Source organism: Flavobacterium johnsoniae UW101, from assembly GCF_000016645.1.
In the GTDB taxonomy this organism is placed as follows: Bacteria; Bacteroidota; Bacteroidia; order Flavobacteriales; family Flavobacteriaceae; genus Flavobacterium; species Flavobacterium johnsoniae.
The window spans coordinates 3769591-3791345 of sequence record NC_009441.1; the positions used below are offsets into that span (position 1 = coordinate 3769591).

17 protein-coding genes are annotated in these 21755 nt (G+C 35.0%); 14 read left to right on the forward strand and 3 right to left on the reverse strand.

What is annotated here, in order from left to right; genetic code table 11:
- The first annotated feature begins 56 nt into the window (after positions 1-56).
- Positions 57-875 (forward strand): peptidoglycan-binding protein, encoded by an 819-nt coding sequence (locus FJOH_RS16430; RefSeq protein ID WP_012025153.1) that lies wholly within the window; start codon positions 57-59, stop codon positions 873-875.
- Positions 876-879: 4 nt separating this feature from the next.
- Complete coding sequence (locus tag FJOH_RS16435; RefSeq protein ID WP_012025154.1) at positions 880-2184, forward strand: ATP-binding protein; 1305 nt, start codon at positions 880-882, stop codon at positions 2182-2184.
- 112 nt (positions 2185-2296) lie between these two features.
- On the opposite strand, the gene FJOH_RS16440 is transcribed toward FJOH_RS16435, so the two are convergent.
- On the reverse strand, positions 2297-3409 hold the full coding sequence (locus tag FJOH_RS16440) for a Fe(II)-2OG oxygenase family protein (protein WP_012025155.1): 1113 nt from the start codon (positions 3407-3409) through the stop codon (positions 2297-2299).
- Between the two features lie 273 nt (positions 3410-3682).
- Between FJOH_RS16440 and FJOH_RS16445 the strand changes: the two genes are divergently transcribed.
- The 11 genes from FJOH_RS16445 to FJOH_RS16495 all read left to right on the forward strand — a co-directional run bounded on the left by FJOH_RS16445 (position 3683) and on the right by FJOH_RS16495 (position 19456).
- Positions 3683-4315 carry a nitroreductase family protein gene (locus FJOH_RS16445; RefSeq protein ID WP_012025156.1) on the forward strand — a complete coding sequence of 211 codons (633 nt, stop codon included), beginning with the start codon at positions 3683-3685 and terminating at the stop codon, positions 4313-4315.
- Positions 4316-4338: 23 nt separating this feature from the next.
- Complete coding sequence (locus FJOH_RS16450) at positions 4339-5856, forward strand: pyridoxal phosphate-dependent decarboxylase family protein (protein WP_012025157.1); 1518 nt, start codon at positions 4339-4341, stop codon at positions 5854-5856.
- The gene (locus tag FJOH_RS16455) at positions 5837-8293 is read left to right on the forward strand and encodes a GNAT family N-acetyltransferase (protein WP_012025158.1); all 2457 of its coding nucleotides are present in this window, start codon (positions 5837-5839) and stop codon (positions 8291-8293) included. The genes FJOH_RS16450 and FJOH_RS16455 overlap by 20 nt, the downstream gene beginning before the upstream one ends.
- Before the next feature lies 1 nt (position 8294).
- Positions 8295-9617: a lysine N(6)-hydroxylase/L-ornithine N(5)-oxygenase family protein gene (locus FJOH_RS16460; RefSeq protein WP_012025159.1), complete on the forward strand. Its 1323-nt coding sequence runs from the start codon at positions 8295-8297 to the stop codon at positions 9615-9617.
- A 12-nt stretch (positions 9618-9629) separates the two neighbouring features.
- Positions 9630-11477 carry an IucA/IucC family protein gene (locus FJOH_RS16465; RefSeq protein ID WP_012025160.1) on the forward strand — a complete coding sequence of 616 codons (1848 nt, stop codon included), beginning with the start codon at positions 9630-9632 and terminating at the stop codon, positions 11475-11477.
- On the forward strand, positions 11474-12880 hold the full coding sequence (locus tag FJOH_RS16470; protein ID WP_012025161.1) for an MATE family efflux transporter: 1407 nt from the start codon (positions 11474-11476) through the stop codon (positions 12878-12880). The genes FJOH_RS16465 and FJOH_RS16470 overlap by 4 nt, the downstream gene beginning before the upstream one ends.
- A gap of 35 nt (positions 12881-12915) precedes the next feature.
- Positions 12916-13158, forward strand: coding sequence for an acyl carrier protein (locus FJOH_RS16475; RefSeq protein WP_012025162.1), 243 nt, complete (start codon positions 12916-12918; stop codon positions 13156-13158).
- 17 nt (positions 13159-13175) lie between these two features.
- Positions 13176-14591 carry an AMP-binding protein gene (locus tag FJOH_RS16480; protein ID WP_012025163.1) on the forward strand — a complete coding sequence of 472 codons (1416 nt, stop codon included), beginning with the start codon at positions 13176-13178 and terminating at the stop codon, positions 14589-14591.
- A 53-nt stretch (positions 14592-14644) separates the two neighbouring features.
- Positions 14645-15736 (forward strand): heparan-alpha-glucosaminide N-acetyltransferase domain-containing protein, encoded by a 1092-nt coding sequence (locus tag FJOH_RS16485; RefSeq protein ID WP_012025164.1) that lies wholly within the window; start codon positions 14645-14647, stop codon positions 15734-15736.
- A gap of 107 nt (positions 15737-15843) precedes the next feature.
- Entirely contained in the window at positions 15844-18210 is a 2367-nt protein-coding gene (locus tag FJOH_RS16490; RefSeq protein WP_012025165.1) for a TonB-dependent receptor, read from the forward strand.
- 22 nt (positions 18211-18232) lie between these two features.
- Positions 18233-19456 (forward strand): hypothetical protein, encoded by a 1224-nt coding sequence (locus tag FJOH_RS16495; RefSeq protein WP_012025166.1) that lies wholly within the window; start codon positions 18233-18235, stop codon positions 19454-19456.
- 118 nt (positions 19457-19574) lie between these two features.
- Here FJOH_RS16495 and FJOH_RS16500 read toward each other — a convergent pair whose 3' ends face one another.
- Together FJOH_RS16500 and FJOH_RS16505 are read right to left on the reverse strand one after the other, a co-directional pair.
- Positions 19575-20099, reverse strand: coding sequence for a GNAT family N-acetyltransferase (locus FJOH_RS16500; protein ID WP_012025167.1), 525 nt, complete (start codon positions 20097-20099; stop codon positions 19575-19577).
- A 68-nt stretch (positions 20100-20167) separates the two neighbouring features.
- On the reverse strand, positions 20168-20866 hold the full coding sequence (locus tag FJOH_RS16505; protein ID WP_012025168.1) for a hypothetical protein: 699 nt from the start codon (positions 20864-20866) through the stop codon (positions 20168-20170).
- A gap of 210 nt (positions 20867-21076) precedes the next feature.
- Between FJOH_RS16505 and FJOH_RS26630 the strand changes: the two genes are divergently transcribed.
- On the forward strand, positions 21077-21631 hold the full coding sequence (locus FJOH_RS26630; protein ID WP_012025169.1) for a hypothetical protein: 555 nt from the start codon (positions 21077-21079) through the stop codon (positions 21629-21631).
- The last annotated feature ends 124 nt before the right edge of the window (positions 21632-21755 follow it).

Genomic DNA, 21755 nt, shown 5'->3' on the forward strand with positions numbered 1-21755 from the left:
TTCAAATTGAAAAAACTTGATAAGAAAAATTTTTATAAACTTAAAAAACATTAGTCATGCAAAAAACATTCTACCAAAAAGAACTGCTTATTAAAGCAGTACAACAAAGAAAAGGAGTAAATAATAACAAGAAAGACGTTGAAAAAATTCAGTCCTGGCTTAATTTATTTGCTATGCAGAATCCAAACTCCGGAACTGCAACCGATATTGATGGCGATTTTGGTCCTGCAACAGAAAAAGCAGTATTGAATTTTCAAAAAGCGAATGGTCAGCCTCAAACCGGAAATGTAGATCAAAACCTGTTTGATAAACTCGTGTCGCCTCTTAAAAAAGCTTTTGAAAGTCCGATATCTGGAAACAATCTGAGGGAATTAATTCTAAATACAGCACAAAATCATCTTAAAAATCATCCCTTTGAACTTGTCATAAACAACCAAAGTAATACGGGGCCGTGGGTTCGAAGCTATATGGATGGACATGAAGGAACAGAATGGTTTTGGTGTATGGGTTTTGTTCAGGCCATTATCGATCAGGCGGCATCTATTCAGGGAAAAAACTTTAAAACTCTAATGCCGTTAACTTACAGCTGTGATACTGTGGGCACAACTGGTCTACAGAAAAAGATACTGACACGTTATCAAACTGCCAGAACCAATTCGGCTTTAATAAAACCAGGAGATATATTTCTTCTTCAAAAAACACCAAACGACTGGATTCACACCGGAATTGTAACTGCTGTTCATGCTGATACCATAGAAACTATTGAAGGCAACACCAATGCCGGCGGTTCTAATAATGGAAATGCTGTCATGAACAAAATCAGAAATTATAAACAATCAAAACTTGATTTTTTTTCAATCGAATCATTAGTATAGAAAAATGGAAAATGTATTTACCTATATCAAAAACCAATTCGTATTTCAGCTTGATACTCTTTTTCAAGTCGAAAATCCAATGGGAAAACCTATTTTAAATCAAATTGATTCAAATGGTTTTATTGACGAATTTATTATCGAAAATAATCTAACCGAAATTGATATTCTGATTTTGGGACTCGCTCTTGTTCCTCACGTGAAGCCAGATTTTTTGAGTTCGATTATTGCCGAATATTTACCTAACGGCGGTGAATTACCCGAATTTGGCGGCATAAAAACAAAAAATCACCGAGGCATTTTACCAACAGGCGAAACGGCTCAGTTTTTAATTGCCGGAAATGATCTCGATAACCGAATTTTATTCTATAATTATTTACACAATCAGTCTTTTCTTTATCAAAAAGGAATCATCAAAATAGATTCTGTTCCGAATGGCGAACCTAAGCTAAGCGGTCTGCTGATTTTAGAGGACGAATACATCGAAAAATTTATAACAGGAAAAATTCTGAAACCACAGCTAAGCAGTGTTTTCCCGGCACAATTAATCGAAACTCAATTAGACTGGAACGATTTAGTACTCAATTCCAACACTTTAAATCAAATTAAAGAAATCGAAACCTGGCTTAAATTCAACGAAATCTTATTTAACGATTGGAACATGAAAAGCAAAATAAAACCCGGTTTCAGAGTCATGTTTTACGGCGCACCGGGAACAGGAAAAACGCTTACAGCTTCTCTATTAGGAAAATACACAAAAAGAGACGTTTACAGAATTGATTTGTCGATGATAATTTCGAAATATATTGGCGAAACCGAAAAAAATCTGTCTTCCCTTTTTGATAAAGCGTCTGATAAAGACTGGATTCTGTTTTTTGATGAAGCTGATGCTATTTTTGGAAAAAGAACCAATGTCAGGGATGCCCACGATAAATATGCCAATCAGGAAGTTTCATATTTATTGCAGCGCATAGAAAATCATCCTGGATTAGTGATCTTAGCCTCTAATTTCAAAACCAATATTGATGCTGCTTTTACCCGAAGATTTCAATCTATAATTGAGTTTGAAGTACCTTCTTATGGCGAGCGTTTACAGCTTTGGCAAAATAATCTGCCTAAGGGAATTAAGATTGCTGAAGATGTAAATCTTAATGAACTTTCAAAAAAATACGATATTACCGGCGCTAATATTGTTAATATAATTCAATATGCCTGCCTGAGAACTTTGGAAGATAAAAATGAAAGCATCAACCTTAATCATTTACTTCAGGGAATTAAAAAAGAATATGCCAAAGAAGGAAAAATGATGTGAATTATTAAATCACAAAATACTGAATACAAACACTTTAAATCCATTTTTACTGATATAAAAAGAGATATCAAATATAATTTGATATCTCTTTTTTATTAATTGATTACAGCCGTTAAGCCTGATCAAAAACTTTTCCTAAATGTTCTTCCATAACAAAATACGGATCATCGGTATGTGTCATTGATCTTATATGAATTAGACTGGTTTTGCTCATCATTCTTAACATTTGTCGTCTCTCACATGGCACAAGCTTACCATTCTCCTCTTTCTGCCCTGCTGTAAAAGCACTTCTTCCGTGAGCACACAAATGATTATTTACAAATATAACATCACCAGAATCTGGGATATAATCACTATTAATCAACTCTTTAGCTTCATTCCAAAATTCAGTTAAATTGTAAAGAGCTTCGGGAGTCTGTCCGGCGTTTTCATTAAATATCTGCTCTGCTGCATCAAATCTAATAAAAGGCAGCTTTTTATTTCCATATAAAACAGAAGCCAGCGGACCATCATTAATTTCTTCCTGATAATTAGCATCTTTAGGACATTGATAAATTGGATCAAAAAGCTTTTCCATTATCTTATTCACCTTACCATGCGACCTTACTGAGTAAAGTGTAGAAGGAACTCTTTCTTCATTTCGCAGATATAGAAAACTTAAAAAATCAGCCTGATGTAAAAGAAAAGCATCTTCTGTATGAACATACAAATTTGTTTTTGATCCCGAACCTGTTTGCGTAGCTGCCATTTTCTCATCTGGAATAACAGCATGAAGAATTCCCCCGCCCTTTCTCTGCGCATAATATTGTACTGGTTTTGAAGGAACTGCACCATGCAGCAAGGAACAAATAAAGCCGTATTTATTGAGTTTTGAGTAATCAGCGCTCTGCCAATTCGCAGGAGTTGGTCCCAGATGATCCTGATCAACTTCAAGAAGACCTCTAAAAATAATAGCGCCATACTGATCAGCTGAGAAATCTGTTCCAAAACGGCTTAAAATTCTGGCTATTCTTTCTGGAAGAAGCTGAAAAGAATACAGATGAAGCGCTTCTATATAATCTGGGTTTTCATAGCTCTTAAATGCCTTTTCCAGCAGAGCGCCCACATTAGACAAAATGTTTCTTTCCTGAGGCGTAACCTCCACTATCAGCGGGCTTGTAGGAATTTGATAAGCATAGTTTTCTTTTACTGGTATCTCATCTTCAATTAATGATTGTGATTTCATTTTTTTAGTTTATTTAATAGTTAACAAAAATTGGGACAAATAATAAACACAAACCGTTAAAAATCAAGCTATATATAAATAAAACATCATTCCATAACATTTTGGTAATGTAGAGAATTTCGTATAATTTTTTTTCTGTTTTATTTTTTTTATAAAGATTAATCTCTACATTTGCTCCTACTGTTTTTATTCATTCTAAATAAAATCTACTTACAAATGTATTTATTTTTATAATTTAAAAAAGAATTTTCTTAAAAAATTTATTAAAAAAATATGAATATTAGCACTAAACCTAGTAAAATCAAGGTGTCGGATTTTACACATAGACAAAATATTTCAAAAATCATCCGCACACGGCGAAGTGTTTATGCGGATGAGTTCATAAAGCAGAACATACCCGATGAATTATTAAATGAAATTTTAATAAATGCGACCTATGCGCCTACCCATAAAATGACTGAACCATGGAGGTTTATTGTTTTTAAGAATAGCTATTTAGAGCAGCTGGGATCTTTTCTGGCGGATTATTACAGAGATTTATATTTTGAAAAATTTTCTGCCGAAGAAGCTCTGGAAAAGTACAATCTGCTGAAAGAATATCCGCTTAATTCGGCTTGTGTTATTGGCGTTGTAATGGTCCGCAACACTAAAATTAACCTGCCCGAATGGGAAGAAGTTGCTGCCGTTTCATCTGCCGTTCAAAACATTGCCCTCTCCTGCACTGCCCATGATATTGGGAGTTACTGGAGTACATCTGCAGGTGCAGTTGATTACGTAAAGCAATTTGATCTGGCCGAAAATGAGCAGTCTCTCGGTTTAATTTATGTCGGTTATTATCCAGAAGATCTTGAGCCATCCAGAAAAAAGCGAACCCCGATTTCTAACAAAGTAACTTATTTTAAATAACCTCAATTCTAAAACTTATAATTATGCAAAACCTATTAGACAATGCCCCGGATGTCTTTGTTAAAAGCGCCGCTGACGATTTTTATCAGGATATTTTTCATGAAAATTCCGGAACAGAATATGCCAATGCCATAGAATTAGTTCAAAAACGTGTAGCAGGTTTTCTTGAAAATACTAAAATCCCGTTCAGCGGTATTAAACCTGACGAAATACGAAATAAAGTAGAAGCTGTAAACCTTGATCAGCCAGTTCAGGATTATGAAACCCTTTGGGACGAGATCGATGAAATTTATGTAAATCATGCCACTGCTTACCATTTACCAGAATATATAGCCCACTTAAACTGCCCTGTTGTAATTCCTGCTTTAGCAGCCGATGTATTGATTAGCGCTATTAACTCATCGCAAGACACGTATGACCAAAGTGCAGGTGGAACATTCATTGAAAGAAAATTGATTGCCTGGACTGGCGAACAAATTGGATATAATGTAGATTGTGATGGTATTTTTACTGGCGGCGGATCACAAAGTAACCTTATGGGACTGCTATTGGCCAGAGATTATTTTGCTTTAAAATACCTCAACTGGAACATCAAATTAAATGGCTGTCCGCCGGATTCAAGTAAATTCAGAATTTTTGTTTCAGAGAAATCTCATTTCAGCAATCAAAAAAATGCTTCTATTCTAGGTCTTGGCGAGCAGTCTATTGTTCAGGTTGTAACAGACAGCCGTTACAGAATGGACGCTGAAAAATTAAAGCAGGCCATTCTTGAAGAAAAAGAAAAAGGCAACATTCCTATTGCTATTGTGGCTACAGCAGGAACAACAGATTTTGGGAACATCGATCCATTATCTGAAATTTCAGTTTTGGCAAAAGAACATGAATTATGGATGCATGTTGACGCCGCTTATGGCTGCGGGTTATTGCTGACAGATACATACAAACATTTGTTAAACGGAATTGAACAAGCTGATTCTGTTACAATTGATTATCATAAATCTTTCTTTCAGCCTATTTGCAGCAGTGCTTTTATGGTGAGAAACAAACAGCATCTTCATATCATAAAACATCATGCTGATTATTTAAATCCAAAAGAACAGGATTACGATGAACTTCCGGCACAAATAAACAAATCTCTGGTACAAAGTACACGCCGTTTTGATGCTTTAAAACTATGGTGTACACTGCGTTATATGGGAAGAACTAAACTTGGACAGTATACAGATACCATTATTGAAACGACCAAACAAACAGCTGAAATACTGGAAAACGACAAAGACTTTGAACTCTTAACAGATTCTGATTTAAGTGTTTTGGTTTTTAGATACAAACTAGACGGCTGGCCTGGAGACACTTGTAAAATGAACTTACACATCAAAAAGAAAATGTTTTTTAACGGTGAAGTCTTAGTGGCAAGCACAAAAGTAAACGGCATTTTTTACCTCAAGTTTACCATTTTGAATCCATTAACAACAATCGCACACATCAATAATATCCTTTCAATTATAAAAAAACACGGAAATGACTACATCTTCTCCTAAAGAGATTGCTCAGGAAGCAGTCGATATTACGTTTACTATTTTACTTAACTGCTGTGTTCGCGAACTAGGCAACAGCAGTTTTTATGAAGGGGTTCCTAAATACGATCCTGTACTAAAATCATATATGTCTAAGTACAATCATAAACTTCATTTAAAACTGGATTTTCCTGTTGACAAGGTTGAAGTATATGCGCCTATACGTTACAGATCTGAAACCTTTAGACATTTGTATCATTTTCCGGTAATGGAACGTGATCTTACTACTGAAACCATAAAAGAAATAGATGCAGAACGTCTTTTAGAATTAATTACAACTCATGTAAGACAACAGTATCCGTTGGCAGATTCTAAAAATGTCAAAAAAAGGATGAAGCTGAGTACAGAGAAAATTGCACAGTTTTTAGAGCATTTTCAAACTTCAGGACAGGAATTTAATAAACCTGAAATGACTTTTATAGAAGCTGAACAATTGTTTCCGGCAGGACATTTACTTCATCCGCTTACAAAAGGACGTGAAGGTTTTACGGAAGCAGAAGTTTTAAAATATGCACCAGAAACCGGCGGACAGTTTCAGCTGTATTATTTTTTAGTACATCCAAATCTGGTTACCGAAAAGTCTGTTGACAATATTTTACCTTCTGATTTTGCAAAAGCTGCAGTAATTGAAGGAAGTAATGGAGATAAAAAAGTACATGATTTACTGGAAAAATATCCGGAATGGAAAGTAATTCCCGTTCATCCGTGGGAAGCAGCTTACTTTAAATCCCAAATCACATTTGATACGCTGGTAAAAGAAAATCTGCTTATCGATTTAGGCGAATTTGGAAAAGAATTTACAGCAACCTCATCAGTAAGAACGGTATACAATAAGGATAGTGATTATATGTATAAGTTTTCTCTCCATGTAAAAATTACCGGAGCAGAACGCATCAATCATTATCATGAACTTTACAGAGGTTATGAGGTATCCCGACTAATGCAGACAGCCTGGGGAGACAATGTAAAGAAATCCTATCCAGATATTGAATTAATCTGCGATCCGGGCTTTATATCTGTATCGTACAACGGAAATGTACTGGATAGTTTTTCTACCAGTGTGCGATACAATCCGTTTAAAATCAATACAAACGAAAAAGAAAAGAATATCTGTTTATTGGCTTCTTTATGTCAGGACAGCGTATTAGGAAATCCTTCTAGAATGCAGAATGTGATTCAAGAAGCTTCTCAACAAACCGGATTATCTCTGGAAAAAACTAGTGAGATTTGGTTTAAAAAATATATCGATATCATAGTTGGCGGTGTAGTAAAAATGTTCAATGAACAGGGAATGTTCTGCGAATGGCATCAGCAAAACACACTTGTACAATTGGATGCGGCGTTCATGCCTGAAAAACTATTTTTCCGTGATAATCAAAGTTTTTTATTCCGAAAATCTTTTGAAGAGCAGCTGAATGAGATTGTACCAGGTTTGTCTGAAAATGGAAAAATGTTTATTCCAGACGATCGTTTGTATAATCTAATACTTCATTATTTCTGGGTTGGCAATATACTCGCAGTTGTAAATACATTTGGCACCAGCCAGCTTGCAGATGAAAAAAATCTCTTAACTATTTTATACGATACTTTAGAGGCTTTACAAAAAGAAGACGAAAGCGGTCTTGTTACGTTTATTCTTGAAAGCAGACATTGGAAAGTAAAAGGCAATTTACTTACCGCACTAAATGATATTGATTGCGGCGGTAATCCGGCTGGCGTTACGCGTATCAACTTCCCTAATGTTTTACACAAACGCTTTTTTTCAGAACAGTTAATAAATCCAAAAGGAAAAGAATTGGTTTATAACCGCTATTTCCTTAAAGAAGATGTAACGATTAGTTTACGTCCTCTTGATTTAGAAAATGATCTCGAAATGCTGCATGAATGGTTTCACCGCGATCACGCCAAAGCTAACTGGAAAATGGACTGGCCTCTGCGTGAACTTGAAACGTATTACAGAACCCTGCTGCCAAGTGACGGTTTGTACAGCTATATAGGAATGGCCAACGGAGAACCGACTTTTAATATCGAAGTGTACTGGCCGACTCGTGATATACTCGGTGATTATTATGATGTGCTTCCTACCGATTATGGAACGCATCAATTTATTGCGCCGACAGATCCTAAGCAAAAATTTGTATCGCCATCAACACAATGCATGATCGATTATGTCTTTGCACAATCTGAAGTAGGCAGAATGGTTGGTGAAGGTTCTGTAGATTCCAGAGCTTCGATGATGAATAAAGCTTTTCATGGCTTTAAAATCGATAAGGTTATCGAAATGCCGCATAAAACCTCAAATCTTAATTTCTGCTATCGAGAATGGTATTGGGAAAAATTCCCGCAGAATAAAGACATTATCATAAACTCAGAAGCAGAACATAATCTTATAAACCAATAATATGGAAGATCGTAAAGTATATTCATTAATAGGCATTGGCATTGGACCTTTTAATTTGGGCTTAGCCGCTTTATTAGAACCGGTTGATGACGTTTCATCACTTTTTTTTGACCAAAGAGAACAGTTTAACTGGCATCCGGGTCTGCTATTTGACCATGTAACACTTCAAACTCCATTTTTATGTGACTGTGTTTCTATGGCAGATCCTACAAGTAAATTCAGTTTTTTAAATTTCCTTAAAAAGACAGACCGTTTGTATAAATTTTTTATCCGTGAAAACTTTTTCGTCCTACGCAAAGAGTACAATTTATACTGCCAATGGGTAATTAAACAGTTGCAAAACTGCCGTTTTTCATCGAGCGTAAGAGAAATTTATTATAAAGACGGCCTTTATGAGCTGCATGTTTTTCATAAAGATCAGGATCAGACCAAAATATACTATACAGAAAAATTAGTATTAGGAACTGGAACTGTGCCTATACTTCCTGATTTTGTCGATTTAAATGAAATGGAAAAAGTCTGTCATACGTCAAGCTATCTTTTTAGAAAAGAAGAAATATTAGAGCAGGATACCGTTACTGTTATTGGTTCCGGACAAAGTGCTGCCGAAGTTTTCTTTGATCTGCTTCAAAACAGACCTAAAAACTTAAAACTAAATTGGTATTCCCGTCCTGATCGCTTTTTTGCTATGGAATATTCCAAGCTTATTTTAGAACATACATCGCCGGATTATATCGACTATTTTCATCAAATGTCGGCTTCAGATCGCAAAGTCATGCTGGATCGTCAGAAATCACAATTTAAAGGAGTCAACTTTGATTTGCTGAATGAGATTTATGATTATATGTATGCGCTTAGTGTAGACAACGATGATATTGGTGTAAAGATCAGACCTAATATTCAATTGGATGATATAACGGCTGGAATTCACAATAACTACGAACTGCATCTGGAACAGGTTGAACAGCACAAAAAGTTTACAGACCAAGCTGACTATGTAATTTTAGGTACAGGATATCATTATCAGGAACCTCAATTTCTTAAAGATATTCAGCATAGAATCAGCAGAACTTCTACAGGCAGTTACGATGTAAAAAGAAACTACTCCATAGATACTAACGGCAGTGAAATTTTTGTACAAAACGCAGAAATCCATACGCACAGCTACATTTCATCAGATTTAGGAATGGGCGCTTACCGCAATTCCTATATCATTAATGAAGTGGCAAAACGTGAAGTATATAAATTAGAAAAGAGAATTGCTTTTCAGGATTTTGATCTTTCGGGCATTGCTGCAGAAAAGACAGTTGAAATTAGTATTTAATAATCATTTAAAATGAATATAGAAACAATACCACACTTAGAAGTTTTTACCGCTCAGGTTTGGGAAAAGGTAAATCTTAATCTGCTGGCTAAGAGTTTAGCCGAATTAATGCACGAAGATGTTGCCAAACCTGAAATTACGGGCAGTAAAGATGATCTTACACATTTTAAATTGACAACCGATCTTGCAGATGTTTATTATACTTTTTCTGCTTATCCAAGACTTTTAGAATATTGGCATATTGAAAAAGAAAGTATCCAAAGATGGGAAAACGGAACAGCCTCGCCTGCCAAAGATGTACTTTGTTTTTTTATGGAATTGCAAAAAACCTTTGGCATTGATTCCTTTACATTGGCAAAATATACAGAAGAACTTCTCAATACATTATATGCTGATGCACATTTGTACACCAGAGAAAAATTGAGTTCTACTGAACTTACACAAGCCGATTATCAGACAATTGAACATCAAATGGAAGGCCATCCGTGGGTAATTGCCAATAAAGGGCGTGTTGGTTTTAACAACAGCGAATATCACAGTTATGCACCCGAAGCCAATAAAAATACGGATTTGTACTGGCTTGCTGCTCATAAAAAAAGAGCTTCATTTAATGCTTTGGAAACTATCAATTTTAATGATTTTTATTCCGATGAATTAGGCGTTGAAGTTTATAACAAATTTCAGGAAAAGCTCCGCAATATGGGAATTGTGGTTGAAGATTACGTTTTTATTCCCGTGCATCCCTGGCAGTTAAACAATAAAATTTTACTGCAGTTTCATCAGGATTTCGCGAACCAATATTTAGTGATTTTGGGTAAAAACGACGATGTATATTCACCTCAGCAAAGTATTCGAACCTTCTTTAATTTAAGTCATCCTTCTAAACATTATGTAAAAACGGCAATCTCTATTTTGAGTACAGGAAACATCCGCGGACTCTCTCCAAAACAAATGGATATTGCGCCAAGAGTTACAAAATGGGTTAAAGAAATGCTCGATAAAGATCCTTATTTTGAGGAAAAAGAAGTGGTGCTTTTAGGCGAAGTTGCTACGGTTTCGTATCGTCATCCGCAGTATAATTCCATAACCGACAGTCCGTATCATTATCGCGAAATGCTGGGCGCATTATGGAGAGAAAGTGCCGAGAAATATCGCAAACCTGAAGAAAACCTAATGACAATGGCATCTTTATTATATATCGATGACAATGACGTGCCTTTTCTGCAGGAACTTATAAACGTTTCGGGATTTAGCACGCAAAGCTGGCTGGAACAATATCTGGAAGCCTACTTAAAACCTTTGCTTCATATTTATTATCAGCATTCTTTATGTGTAACGCCGCATGGCGAGAATATTATTCTGGTCATGAAAAATGGAATTCCGCAGCGTATTATTATAAAAGATTTTGTTGATGATATTGTTTTGACAGAAGAAGCCAAAGCAAAATTACCAGATGAACTTAAGGATGGTCTTATTCAATCTTCTAATAAAGAGAATACACCTTTGTTTATTTTGATAGGTGTTTTTGATGCCTTTTTTAGATACCTGTCTGATATTCTGCATACGCACATGGATTATGATGAACATCTTTTTTGGAAAACCGTTATAGGTTCAATTGAAGAATACAAACAGGATAATCCGCATTTGACAGACCGCTTTGAAAAGTACAATCTTTTTGAGCCTGAATTTAAGCGATTTTACATTAACAGCTTGAAACTTCTTAATAACGGATATGCTGAACAAACTGGTTTTGCAGTGCCAAAAAAAGGAAGCAAACTGCCTAATCCGCTTTATGTAATCAGGCAGTATGAAATGAACGAGTTTACAGAGATTGGCGAAACAATACAGCACCAATCATGAAAGTAGTGGTTTTAAGGCTTCAATCTTATACTGATTTATTTTTTACTGCGGTATTAGGCCGAGAGAAAAAATTCACTTCAGGCAGTATTAATCGGGCAATTGTATTGCTTGCCGTTCCTATGGTTTTAGAACTGGTGATGGAATCTGTTTTTGTTTGTGCCAGTTTGTTTTTTGTGAGCAAACTTGGCGCAGCAGCTGTTTCTATTGTGGGTTCTACAGAATCTGTTATCAGCTTTTCGTATTCCGTTTCAATTGGTCTAAGCATTGCCGCTTCGACTTTAATTGCAAGGCGCGTTGGCGAGCAGAATTTTAAGGATGCAAACATTACAGCTGGGCAGGTAATAAACATAAGCATTATCTGCGGTATTTTAATAAGTATCATATGCTTTATATGGAGTAATGAAATACTTGGGCTTGTAGGACTTTCTCCAGCAGTTATAGAACAAGGCAGTTTGTATGCAAAAGTAATGTTTGCGAGCTGCGGTTTTATTATAATCCGTATTGCATTAAATGGTATTCTTCGCGGTGCCGGTTCTGCCTCTATGGCAATGCGAACACTATGGCTTTCGAATGCATTAAATATTCTTTTATGTCCTCTTCTTATTTTTGGATGGGGACCAGTACCTGCATTTGGACTATTAGGAGTTGGTATAGCTACTGCGGTGGCACGTTTTATAGGAGTTTGTTATCAGGCATTTCATTTGATTAAAGGAACAACCATTATTCAAATTGGAAAAGAGCAGCTGGCACTTCATCATGAAACCTTTAAAAAAGTAATGAGACTTACTTTTGGAGGTATGCTGCAGTATCTGATTCCTGCATCGAGCTGGCTGTTTATGATCAAAATCGTTTCTCATTTTGGAGGAAATGCTCTTGCAGGTTATATAATAGCACAACGCGTTGCATCAATAGTTACTACGCCGGCTTGGGGAATAGGAAATGCAGCGGGAATTTTAACCGGACAAAATTTAGGAGCTCAAAAACCTGAAAGAGCCGAAAAATCGGTCTGGAGAGCAGGTATGATCAATATGTGCTTTTTGATTACAGTGGCAATTGGGTGGATTTTTATGGCAGATCCTGTTGTCAGAATCTTTTCTGACGTGCCCGAAGTAATTGATAACAGCACAACCTACATTCACATTATTTCCATCGCCTATGTATTATTAGGATATACAATGGTTATTTCAAGAGCACTTAATGCTGCCGGAAAAGTTATGATTGTCACCCTGCTTTACATTCTCATGTTTTACGTGATACAAATACCACTTTCTTATGTCTTTGCAGTAGCATTAGGATTTGGTCCAAAAGGCATTTTTGCCGCAATATTACTTTCAGAACTTGTATTGGCTTTTGGCTGTATTACAATATTCAGAACAGGAAAATGGAAACTGACTAAAGTTTAAATTAAATAACAGAAACAAATTAAAACAAGATTATTATGAGTACAACACAAGAATTACATCAAGTATTTGCAACAGCATTCGAAATCCCTGTAGAATCAATTACACCTGATTTAGAATATCAGGGTATTGTCGAATGGGATTCTATGAGCCATTTACTTTTAGTTGAAGAACTGGAGCGTTTTTATAATGTTTCAATTTCTATGGAAGATATTCTCGAAATGGGAAACATCGATAAAATAAAAGCAATATTGAAGAAAAACGGAGTAGAAATCCAATAATTCAAAAAGAAAAAAGTATGGGACTTTATGATTTAATTAAAAAAAATAAAAAATTAAATTTTATAGATGCAAACACTAAGGTTGTCAAAACATTTAACGATATACACGAATCTTTAGATATTGAAGATCTTCGTGCAGTTGTTTTCATTTACAATGATAATCAACTGCCGGCAATCGAAGCATTTTTGAATTTTTATCAAAAAAAATATACAGTAGCCCTGCTTAATGCGGGGCTGCATCCTGAATTTAAACAAAACCTGGAAAACGAATACAAACCAGCATATATCTTCGATCCGTCTAGAACGATTGTTGAAGATTATGATTTAAAACAGGTATCAAAAGACATATCTGTTTTTAAAAGAAAAGAAATTCGTCTCTACCCTATTCATGGCGATGTTAAGCTTTTAATGAGTACATCAGGAACCACAGGGTCGCCAAAATTTGTGAAAATTTCAGATGATAATCTGGTACAGAATGCTTTATCTATTATGGAGTACATGCCAATAACGGAACACGATGTTGTTCCGTTAAATGTACCTATTAATTTTGTGTATGGCTTTTCGATTTTTACAACAAACTGTATAAAAGCAAATACAATTGTATGTACAGAAAGAGATGTGCTTCAAAAAGAATTCTGGTCAGATCTTGCAGAATATGGCTACTCGACCTTAAGCGGCGTTCCTTATTTTTATGAGCTGCTGCATCGTTTTGGCTTCTTTAAAAAAGATACACCTTCTGTACGTTATTTCACCCATACGGGAGGAATGCTGAACCAAGAACTGGCAAACGTGATTTCAAATTATACCAATATTTACGATAAACAGTTTTTTGCGCAATACGGACAAACTGAAGCCAGCGGCAGAATGGCTTATTTACCGCCAAAAGATTTTGAGACGAAAGGAACATCAATAGGTTTTCCCGTCAAAAATGGAAGATTTGAAATTGATGAAAACACAGGAGAACTTATTTATTACGGTCCTAATGTTTCCGGAGGTTATGCCAATAACATTTTCGATCTTCAGCATTATGACCAGACAGATAAACTTTATACCGGCGATCTGGCAGAAAAAGATGAATTGGGCTACTATCATATTAAAGGACGCATTAAACGTATTATGAAACTATTTGGAGTTCGTTTAAATCTTGATGAGGTTGAGGTTTTGCTTAAAAATCAACTGGGAGGCCAGACTTTTATCTGTATAAGTGTTCAGGATAAATATCTTGGTGTTATACATCAGGATGCTTCTTTACTTCGCGAAACCATAACACAGGTAATTAAGGAAAAACTGGGATTGCATGCCAGCTCAATAAAAAACTATTATTTCGATCAAGTGCCGCTTACTGTTAACGGCAAAGTCGATTATCCGGCTATAAACAAATACATCAACGAAAACGAAAATGTAGCTACAGCTGCAAAAACAGTTGTCGGGTAATTTAAATATGTAACTAACAATTAGGCTAAAACCTAAAATAAAAAAACAAAACCATGGAACAGCAAAGCAAAAGAATTCCGGCACTGGATTTAATAAAAGGAATGAGTGTTATAGGAATGATAATTATACATACACTGCTGACATTTGCAGATGTTAAATCACAATCGGAAACCGTTATTGGCAGTTTTATTGTTTTTCTGGGCAGAGGAACTTCTATTTTTCTAATCTGTATGGGAATAACATTTATGACTTCTCGTCATCAAAGTCTTTCTAGTTCTCTAAAACGTGGCGGACTGCTTTTAGCGGCGGCTCTTTTTATGAATTTCTTAAAATTCATTTTTCCGGTAATTTTTGGTTTTGCACCAGATAATTTTATACAACGATACGGATGGCACGGACCAATTGAACAGCAGTATTTGTATTTAATGTTATTGGGCGACATACTGCAATTAGCAGGAATGTCTTTGCTGTTCATTGGTTTTATTCGAAAATATGTTACCAATAAATACGGAATCTTAGCCATAGGTCTATCAATCGCATTAGTTTCCAGAGAAGTCAGCGGCATCAATTTAAATTATCCCGTAATTAATTATGTATTAGATCTTCTTTTCAGTAATGATTTTCCGGCATACGTTTATTTTCCTGTTTTTCCATGGATGTCTTTTATTATCATAGGAATGTTTTTTGGCAAATGGTATCAGGAACTTGATTATAACAGACCGCAATTGTTTAAGAGTATGCTGTATATCGGTATTTTGTTTACTTTATCAGGCGCTCCTCTAGTTTTTATTTATGGAGATTACAATTACAATGGTTTTTACCATATGGGTCCGGGCGGTGTACTTTATTTCGCAGGATGGACATTAATCTTTTTATGGATTATTTATAAAATATCAGTAAATATTAGAGAAAATAAGTTTGTTAGACTTTTAAAATACTGCAGCAAGAACCTCACTTCTATGTATATGACACAATGGATATTAATTTCCTGGGGCAAAGGCATCTTTGGTTTTAGAGAAAATGGAATAACAACGGTACTGGCACTTATAGTAATGTATATCGCCTTAACTTTTTCTGTTCAGATACTTTTGGATTTATTGAAAAAAAAGAGCCAGAAATCAAAGCCTGTAGAAGCTTTAAACTAAAAATCAAGATATTTTTCTGTGATTAGGATATTATTAATAGATAATTTCATACTTTTGAATTTTTATTTATTCTAAATAAGGATAGTTAATAATTCTAAGTATATTTCATGAATCTCAAAATAGTATTGCTCTTTTTATTTTCGTCGACATTTTTAATCGCACAAAACAGAATCTCTGGAAAAGTAAATGATGAACACGGAAACCCGTTAAGCGGTGTTAACATTCAGCTTTTAGGAACACAAATAAATGCTGCAACAAATGCAGACGGGTTTTATCAGATTGAAAATCTGGCAAAAGGCAGTTATACTATTGAAATAAGTTTAGATGGATATGTTTCGAAGAAGCAGACTATTGTTTTAGAAAATTCTGTAAATACTACAGTTGCTCTAACTTTAGAAAAAGCACATACATCAAAAGAAGCAGAGAAATTAAATGACGTAGTGGTAAAAGGTGTCTCTGAAAAAAGAAAAAAAGAGGAAACAGCAGAAGCCGTTTCTGTAATAGAAATGAAGGAAGCTAAATTTAAAACGGCAGATTTAGGCGAAGTGCTTGCCCAGACACAGGGTATTAATGTTAGGCGTACCGGAGGTTTAGGCTCAAGAACCAATTTTTCGATGAATGGACTCACAGGAAATCAAATCCGATTTTTCCTGGAGGGAATTCCTTTGGAATATCACGGTTATACTTTCGGGATTTCAACAGTTCCGGTTAATTTAGTAGATCGTGTTGAGGTTTACAAAGGTGTCGTTCCTATCGAATTTGGAGCAGACGCGCTTGGCGGTGCTGTTAATTTAATTACGCCAAAGATAAAATCTGGTTTCAGCGGTTCATTTTCAGCTCAGGCAGGATCTTTTGGAACTTACAGAACTTCATTGATACTTAGTGACTACAATAAAAAGACTGGATTTTTTATAAAAGGAAACGGATTTTACGATGCTTCCAAAAACAATTATAAAGTAGATGTTGATGTTCCGGATGATGCCGGCAAGATCAAAAAAGTAACGGTTCCTAGATTTCATGATGCCTACAAAGGCTACGGATTGCAGCTGGTAACTGGTGTAAAAGACAGAATCTGGGCAAAAGAATTAAGTATAGAAGGATTTTACACGGATTACACAAAAGAAATTCAGCACAATCAATTAATGGTTGGCGTTCCTTACGGAGAAGTTATGACGTATCGAAAATCGGCTGGAACTGTTCTTACCTATCGCAATGACTTTAGTGAAAATTTTAATTTAGACTTTATTTCGGGATACAATTACAGAGAACGCCAGTTTAAAGATGTATCTGATTATGTTTACAATTGGTACGGTGAACGTATCGAAGGTTCTGCAGGAAATATCAAAGGAGAAATTTCAGAATCTACAGGTCCAAGTGATACTTACACCTGGAATAATGATGTTTTTTCACGCCTGAAAGCTTCATGGAAAATCAATGAGCAGTATGCTGTGAGTTTTACATCAGCACCTACCTACTCCAAACAAACCGGAGATGACAGACTTATTGACGGCTATGATCCAGCCGCTGCGGTAAGAGATTTGTTTACATGGGTTAATGGTGCAGACTTTAAAATAAATGCCTTTAATGAAAAATTAGAGAATCTTTTCTTTGTTAAAAATTATTGGCAGAAAATCAATTCTGAAGAAAAAATACCTTCTAATAATTCAGTAATAAAAGAAGACCGAAGCGTAAACTATTTTGGTTTTGGAGATGGATTCCGTTTTAAATTCAATGAACAATTTGCAGCGAGATTAACGTACGAATATGCTACCCGCCTGCCGCAGACAGATGAATTGTTTGGAGACGGTCAATTTATACAGGGTAATCTAAACTTAAAACCGGAACGCAGTCACAACATCAATTTTGAACTTTTCTTCAAGTCAAAAGAAAATTATGAAAAGAGTACCTGGCAGGTTCAGACCAATCTTTTTTTAAGAAAAATAGACAATCAAATCTTATTTGTTCCAAGTCTCGATCGTAATAATATCTATCAAAATGTATTTGCAGCGACTTCTAAAGGAATTGAAGTGGCCGGAAGCTGGACTTCTAAAAACGACAGACTTTCATTTCACGCAAACAGTACGTACCAGCATTTTTATAATGACTCAAACGAAGGAATATTTGCCGCTTATAAAGGAGACAGAGTACCAAATCAGCCTTACTTTTTTGCTAACGGAGGCGCAGCTTATTCTTTTCATAACCTAATTGGCAAATCTGATAAATTATCCTTTTTCCTTGATGCAAGATATGTATATGAATTTTTTAGAAGCTGGGAAAGTGCTTCTGTAAATCCGTTTGTAATCCCAAGCCAGAAGACTTTTGATTTTGGATCAACGTATCATAACAGCTTTAACGGAGTTAAATATGCCTTAACCGCAGAAATACAAAACTTAAGCAATGAAAAAAATTATGACTTTTTTGGAGTACAAAAACCGGGAAGATCATTCAATATAAAATTAGTAACCCAATTTTAATTTAATTATATAACCAATCAGTATGAAAACAAATCGATTTTTTATAAAAAATGCTGCATTAGCCATAATGTGTTCTTTATTTGCATTAACATCGTGCAGCTCAGATGATAACAAGACAGATGACGAAGGTCAGGGTAATAATCCTGCAGTTATTGCAGCAGTTCGTGTAAATACTCCATCAGGAAGAGTTTTTTATTTAGGAGCATATGACAAATTCCCTTCAACTCTTGATTATAAAACAATGACAGAGATTGGGCCGGGTGCTACAATATATTCTTATGGCGAACATCCTTATGTATGGAATGGTACAGCCTCAACCTTAACGAGATACAATGTAAGCAACGACATGAAAATTTCATCTTCAGATGCTTTAAGTCTTGCTGGAACAGGTGTAAGCGGTACTTTTGGTCCTCCTGCTTTCGTGTCTGAAACAGAAGCTTATTTTTTCGCCTTAAATGATGGAAAAATTATCAAGTTCAACCCAACAAGCATGACAATAACTGAAACTATAGCAGTTACTCCATTACCATTAAGTAATGATGCTGCTGTTAAAACATCTACTTACAGCAGTTATGTTACTTCTGCAAAAAAAATTATTTTACCTGTAGGAGCAACACCAACAGATTATAATAAGTTTCCACAATATGCACAAATTGCAGTTTTTGATATAGCATCAAAAGTGGTTACTTATGTTAAGGATACACGTATGTCAATGGGATATTTCACTTTTGCTAAAGGTAATGACGGAACATTGTATTACAGATCTTCTCGTGAAACAGCTCTTTCTTTAGATTACAGTACTGTAACCGGCAACCCGCCAACAGGAGGATTATTAAAGGTAAATCCTGACGGAACATTTGATCCTAACTTTTTTGTAGATCTAAGAGCTGCTATAAATGCACATTCAGTAAATGTAGTGCCTTATGTTAACGGAGATAAAGCACTTGCTCAATATTTAGATAACACATTTACGCCGCCGGCTAAACCTGCAGAATGGTACAATGCTACAACTAAATATGCACTTGTAGATTTAAAAACTTTAAAAGTAGAACCTTTTACTTCTTTTGAACAATACGGAACAGTATATTCAGTAGGAACAATTGATGGAGTTGAGTATTATGGAAATATTCCTACTGACAGTAATAATTTTAAATACAGACTTTTAAAACAAAAAGGAGCTGCTGAATTTGAAGCAATTTCTGAAGCTCTGGGCGGTAGTTTAATCTTTGTTGGAAAATTAAGATAAGCATTCTCTCTTAATTTTGTTTTTTAGAATATAAATGGTGTTACAATTATAAAATTTAAACACAGATTATTCGTTAAAAAAAGAATCTGCCCGAAAGGACAGATTCTTTTTTTATTTCTTAGTTTCGCTTTTTTTCAATCTGATATACAAAATTCAATTTCGGACTTTCTCCAAAGTAAGCTACTACTTCTTCATCGATTTTCTCAGCATTCAATCTTGAAATTGCTATTTGCGATCTGATATTTTCTGACCCAATGTGAAATTTTACTTTTGAAACATAATCAAAAACATAATCCAGCATTGTATTTTTTACACTTTGATTAAAACCTTTTCCCCAGCAGGATACAGCATAGAAAGTATATCCAATAAAAATACTCTCGTCTGCCTCGCTGTAATCATAAAATCGTGTGCTTCCAATAACTTTTTCGGTTTGTTTGTCTATAATTTTAAAAGCGCCCCGGCTTTTTATGGCACCTTCAAAAAACTTTTCGAAAACCTCTTTTTTCCATCGGTCTTTATTAGGGTGCTGTTCCCAAATTTTCGGATCGGAAGCCGTTTCGTATAGAGCATCAAAATCCTTTACCTCTAAAGGATATAGAACACAAAGATCATTTTCTAAAATGGGTTGTAAATTAAAAGTCATAACGTATAATTTTAATTCCTAAAATTGCACAAAAGTATTTACTGAATCACGAAAATCAGCAATTTCCTTTAACAAATCAACAACAATCGATATTCTCCATCATTTTCAACTGGCGCCCTATGGATACAAGGAAGTACTTGTTGTTTTGGATGATCTACAGCCAGACGCCACAGATGCATCAATCCTAAATTAATAGGTTCTGCATCGGTATTTACCTGATAATGCAAATCAAAATAATTCTCTTTTAAAAACTCTTCAAATTCTTCTTCAGGTCCATCATGAAGTTCTTTTAACTTTGCCCTGATTTCTGGAATTAAAATTTTCTGTTCTGCCTGAGAATTAGAAACAATATCACTTGCTGCTCCGTGATAGGTGCATAAAAAAGTATCTGTTGCAACAGGCGAACGATCAACATGAAATGAATATACATCAGTAGAGATAAAATCAAATTCATCATCACGCTCATAACATTTCAATAAATTAAGAGAAGGCGAAGCTCCAAAATCAGTTAATAACTGCAAATCATTTAAGATTATTTCCCGTGCTGTACTGCCTTTTTCTGATAGCTGGAGCGCGATTAAATCTTCTGGAAAAACTTCTGTAATATTTTCTTTTAAACGCAGTTTGGTTACAATCTCATTAAAATCGCCATCTAAATTTCTGTACCAGCATAATGCATTTATTTCTCCCTTGAAATCCGTATGTACAAGTTCAGAAAAAGTAGAAACCATTCCTATTTGGCTGCTGGCAGAAAATGTATTATTCATAATAAGAAATCAGTTAATTTATGTGCAAAAATATAGAATCATAATCAGCTGACGCATTCTTACAGCTTAATTTTTGGAATCCTTTTTCGGTTTCTAAAATAGGTGTTATTCCTTATGCCGTCTTGATTCCATATTTCGATACAGCAATTAGCAGCGATTCAGCATAAATTATTACTTTTAAACCAATTAACTAATAATCAAAGAACTAAAATGATGCAGACTGAAAATTTAGAAATCCCAAAAATCAATTTTGATGCAGATGGAAAATTAATAATTACCGCCTCTCCCACTTCATCTAAAAATGATTTTGATTTTTTTGAAGGAAAATGGAAACTCCGTAATAAAAAACTCAATTCCAGATTGTCTAATTGCACGGAATGGACAGAATTTGAATCGACACAGGAAATGTACAAAGTTCTAAATGGAATTGGCAATATCGATAATTTTCTTGCCACTTTTGACGGACAGCCATTTGAAGGGATGACAGTAAGATTGTTTAATCCGAAAAGCAGATTATGGAGCATTTATTGGGCAGATTCTAATGAAGGAAAATTAGATCCTCCGGTATTAGGTTCTTTTGAAAATAATGTAGGTCATTTTGTTACTAAAGACATCTTTAATGGAAAAGATATTCTGGTAATTTTTCGCTGGGATGCAAGAGACAAAAATAATCCGGTATGGAGTCAGGCATTTTCTGCAGACAATGGAAAATCCTGGGAATGGAACTGGTATATGTATATGTCAAAGTTTGAGCAGGAAGACTAAATTAAAGAACTGCACATATCATGTTTGTAAAATTGTAAAGCAGAAATTGAAATACTTATTCTACTTTTTTAATCATTTTGATATAAAAAAATTTATCGATAAAAGGAAAGCCGTGTCAAATTTT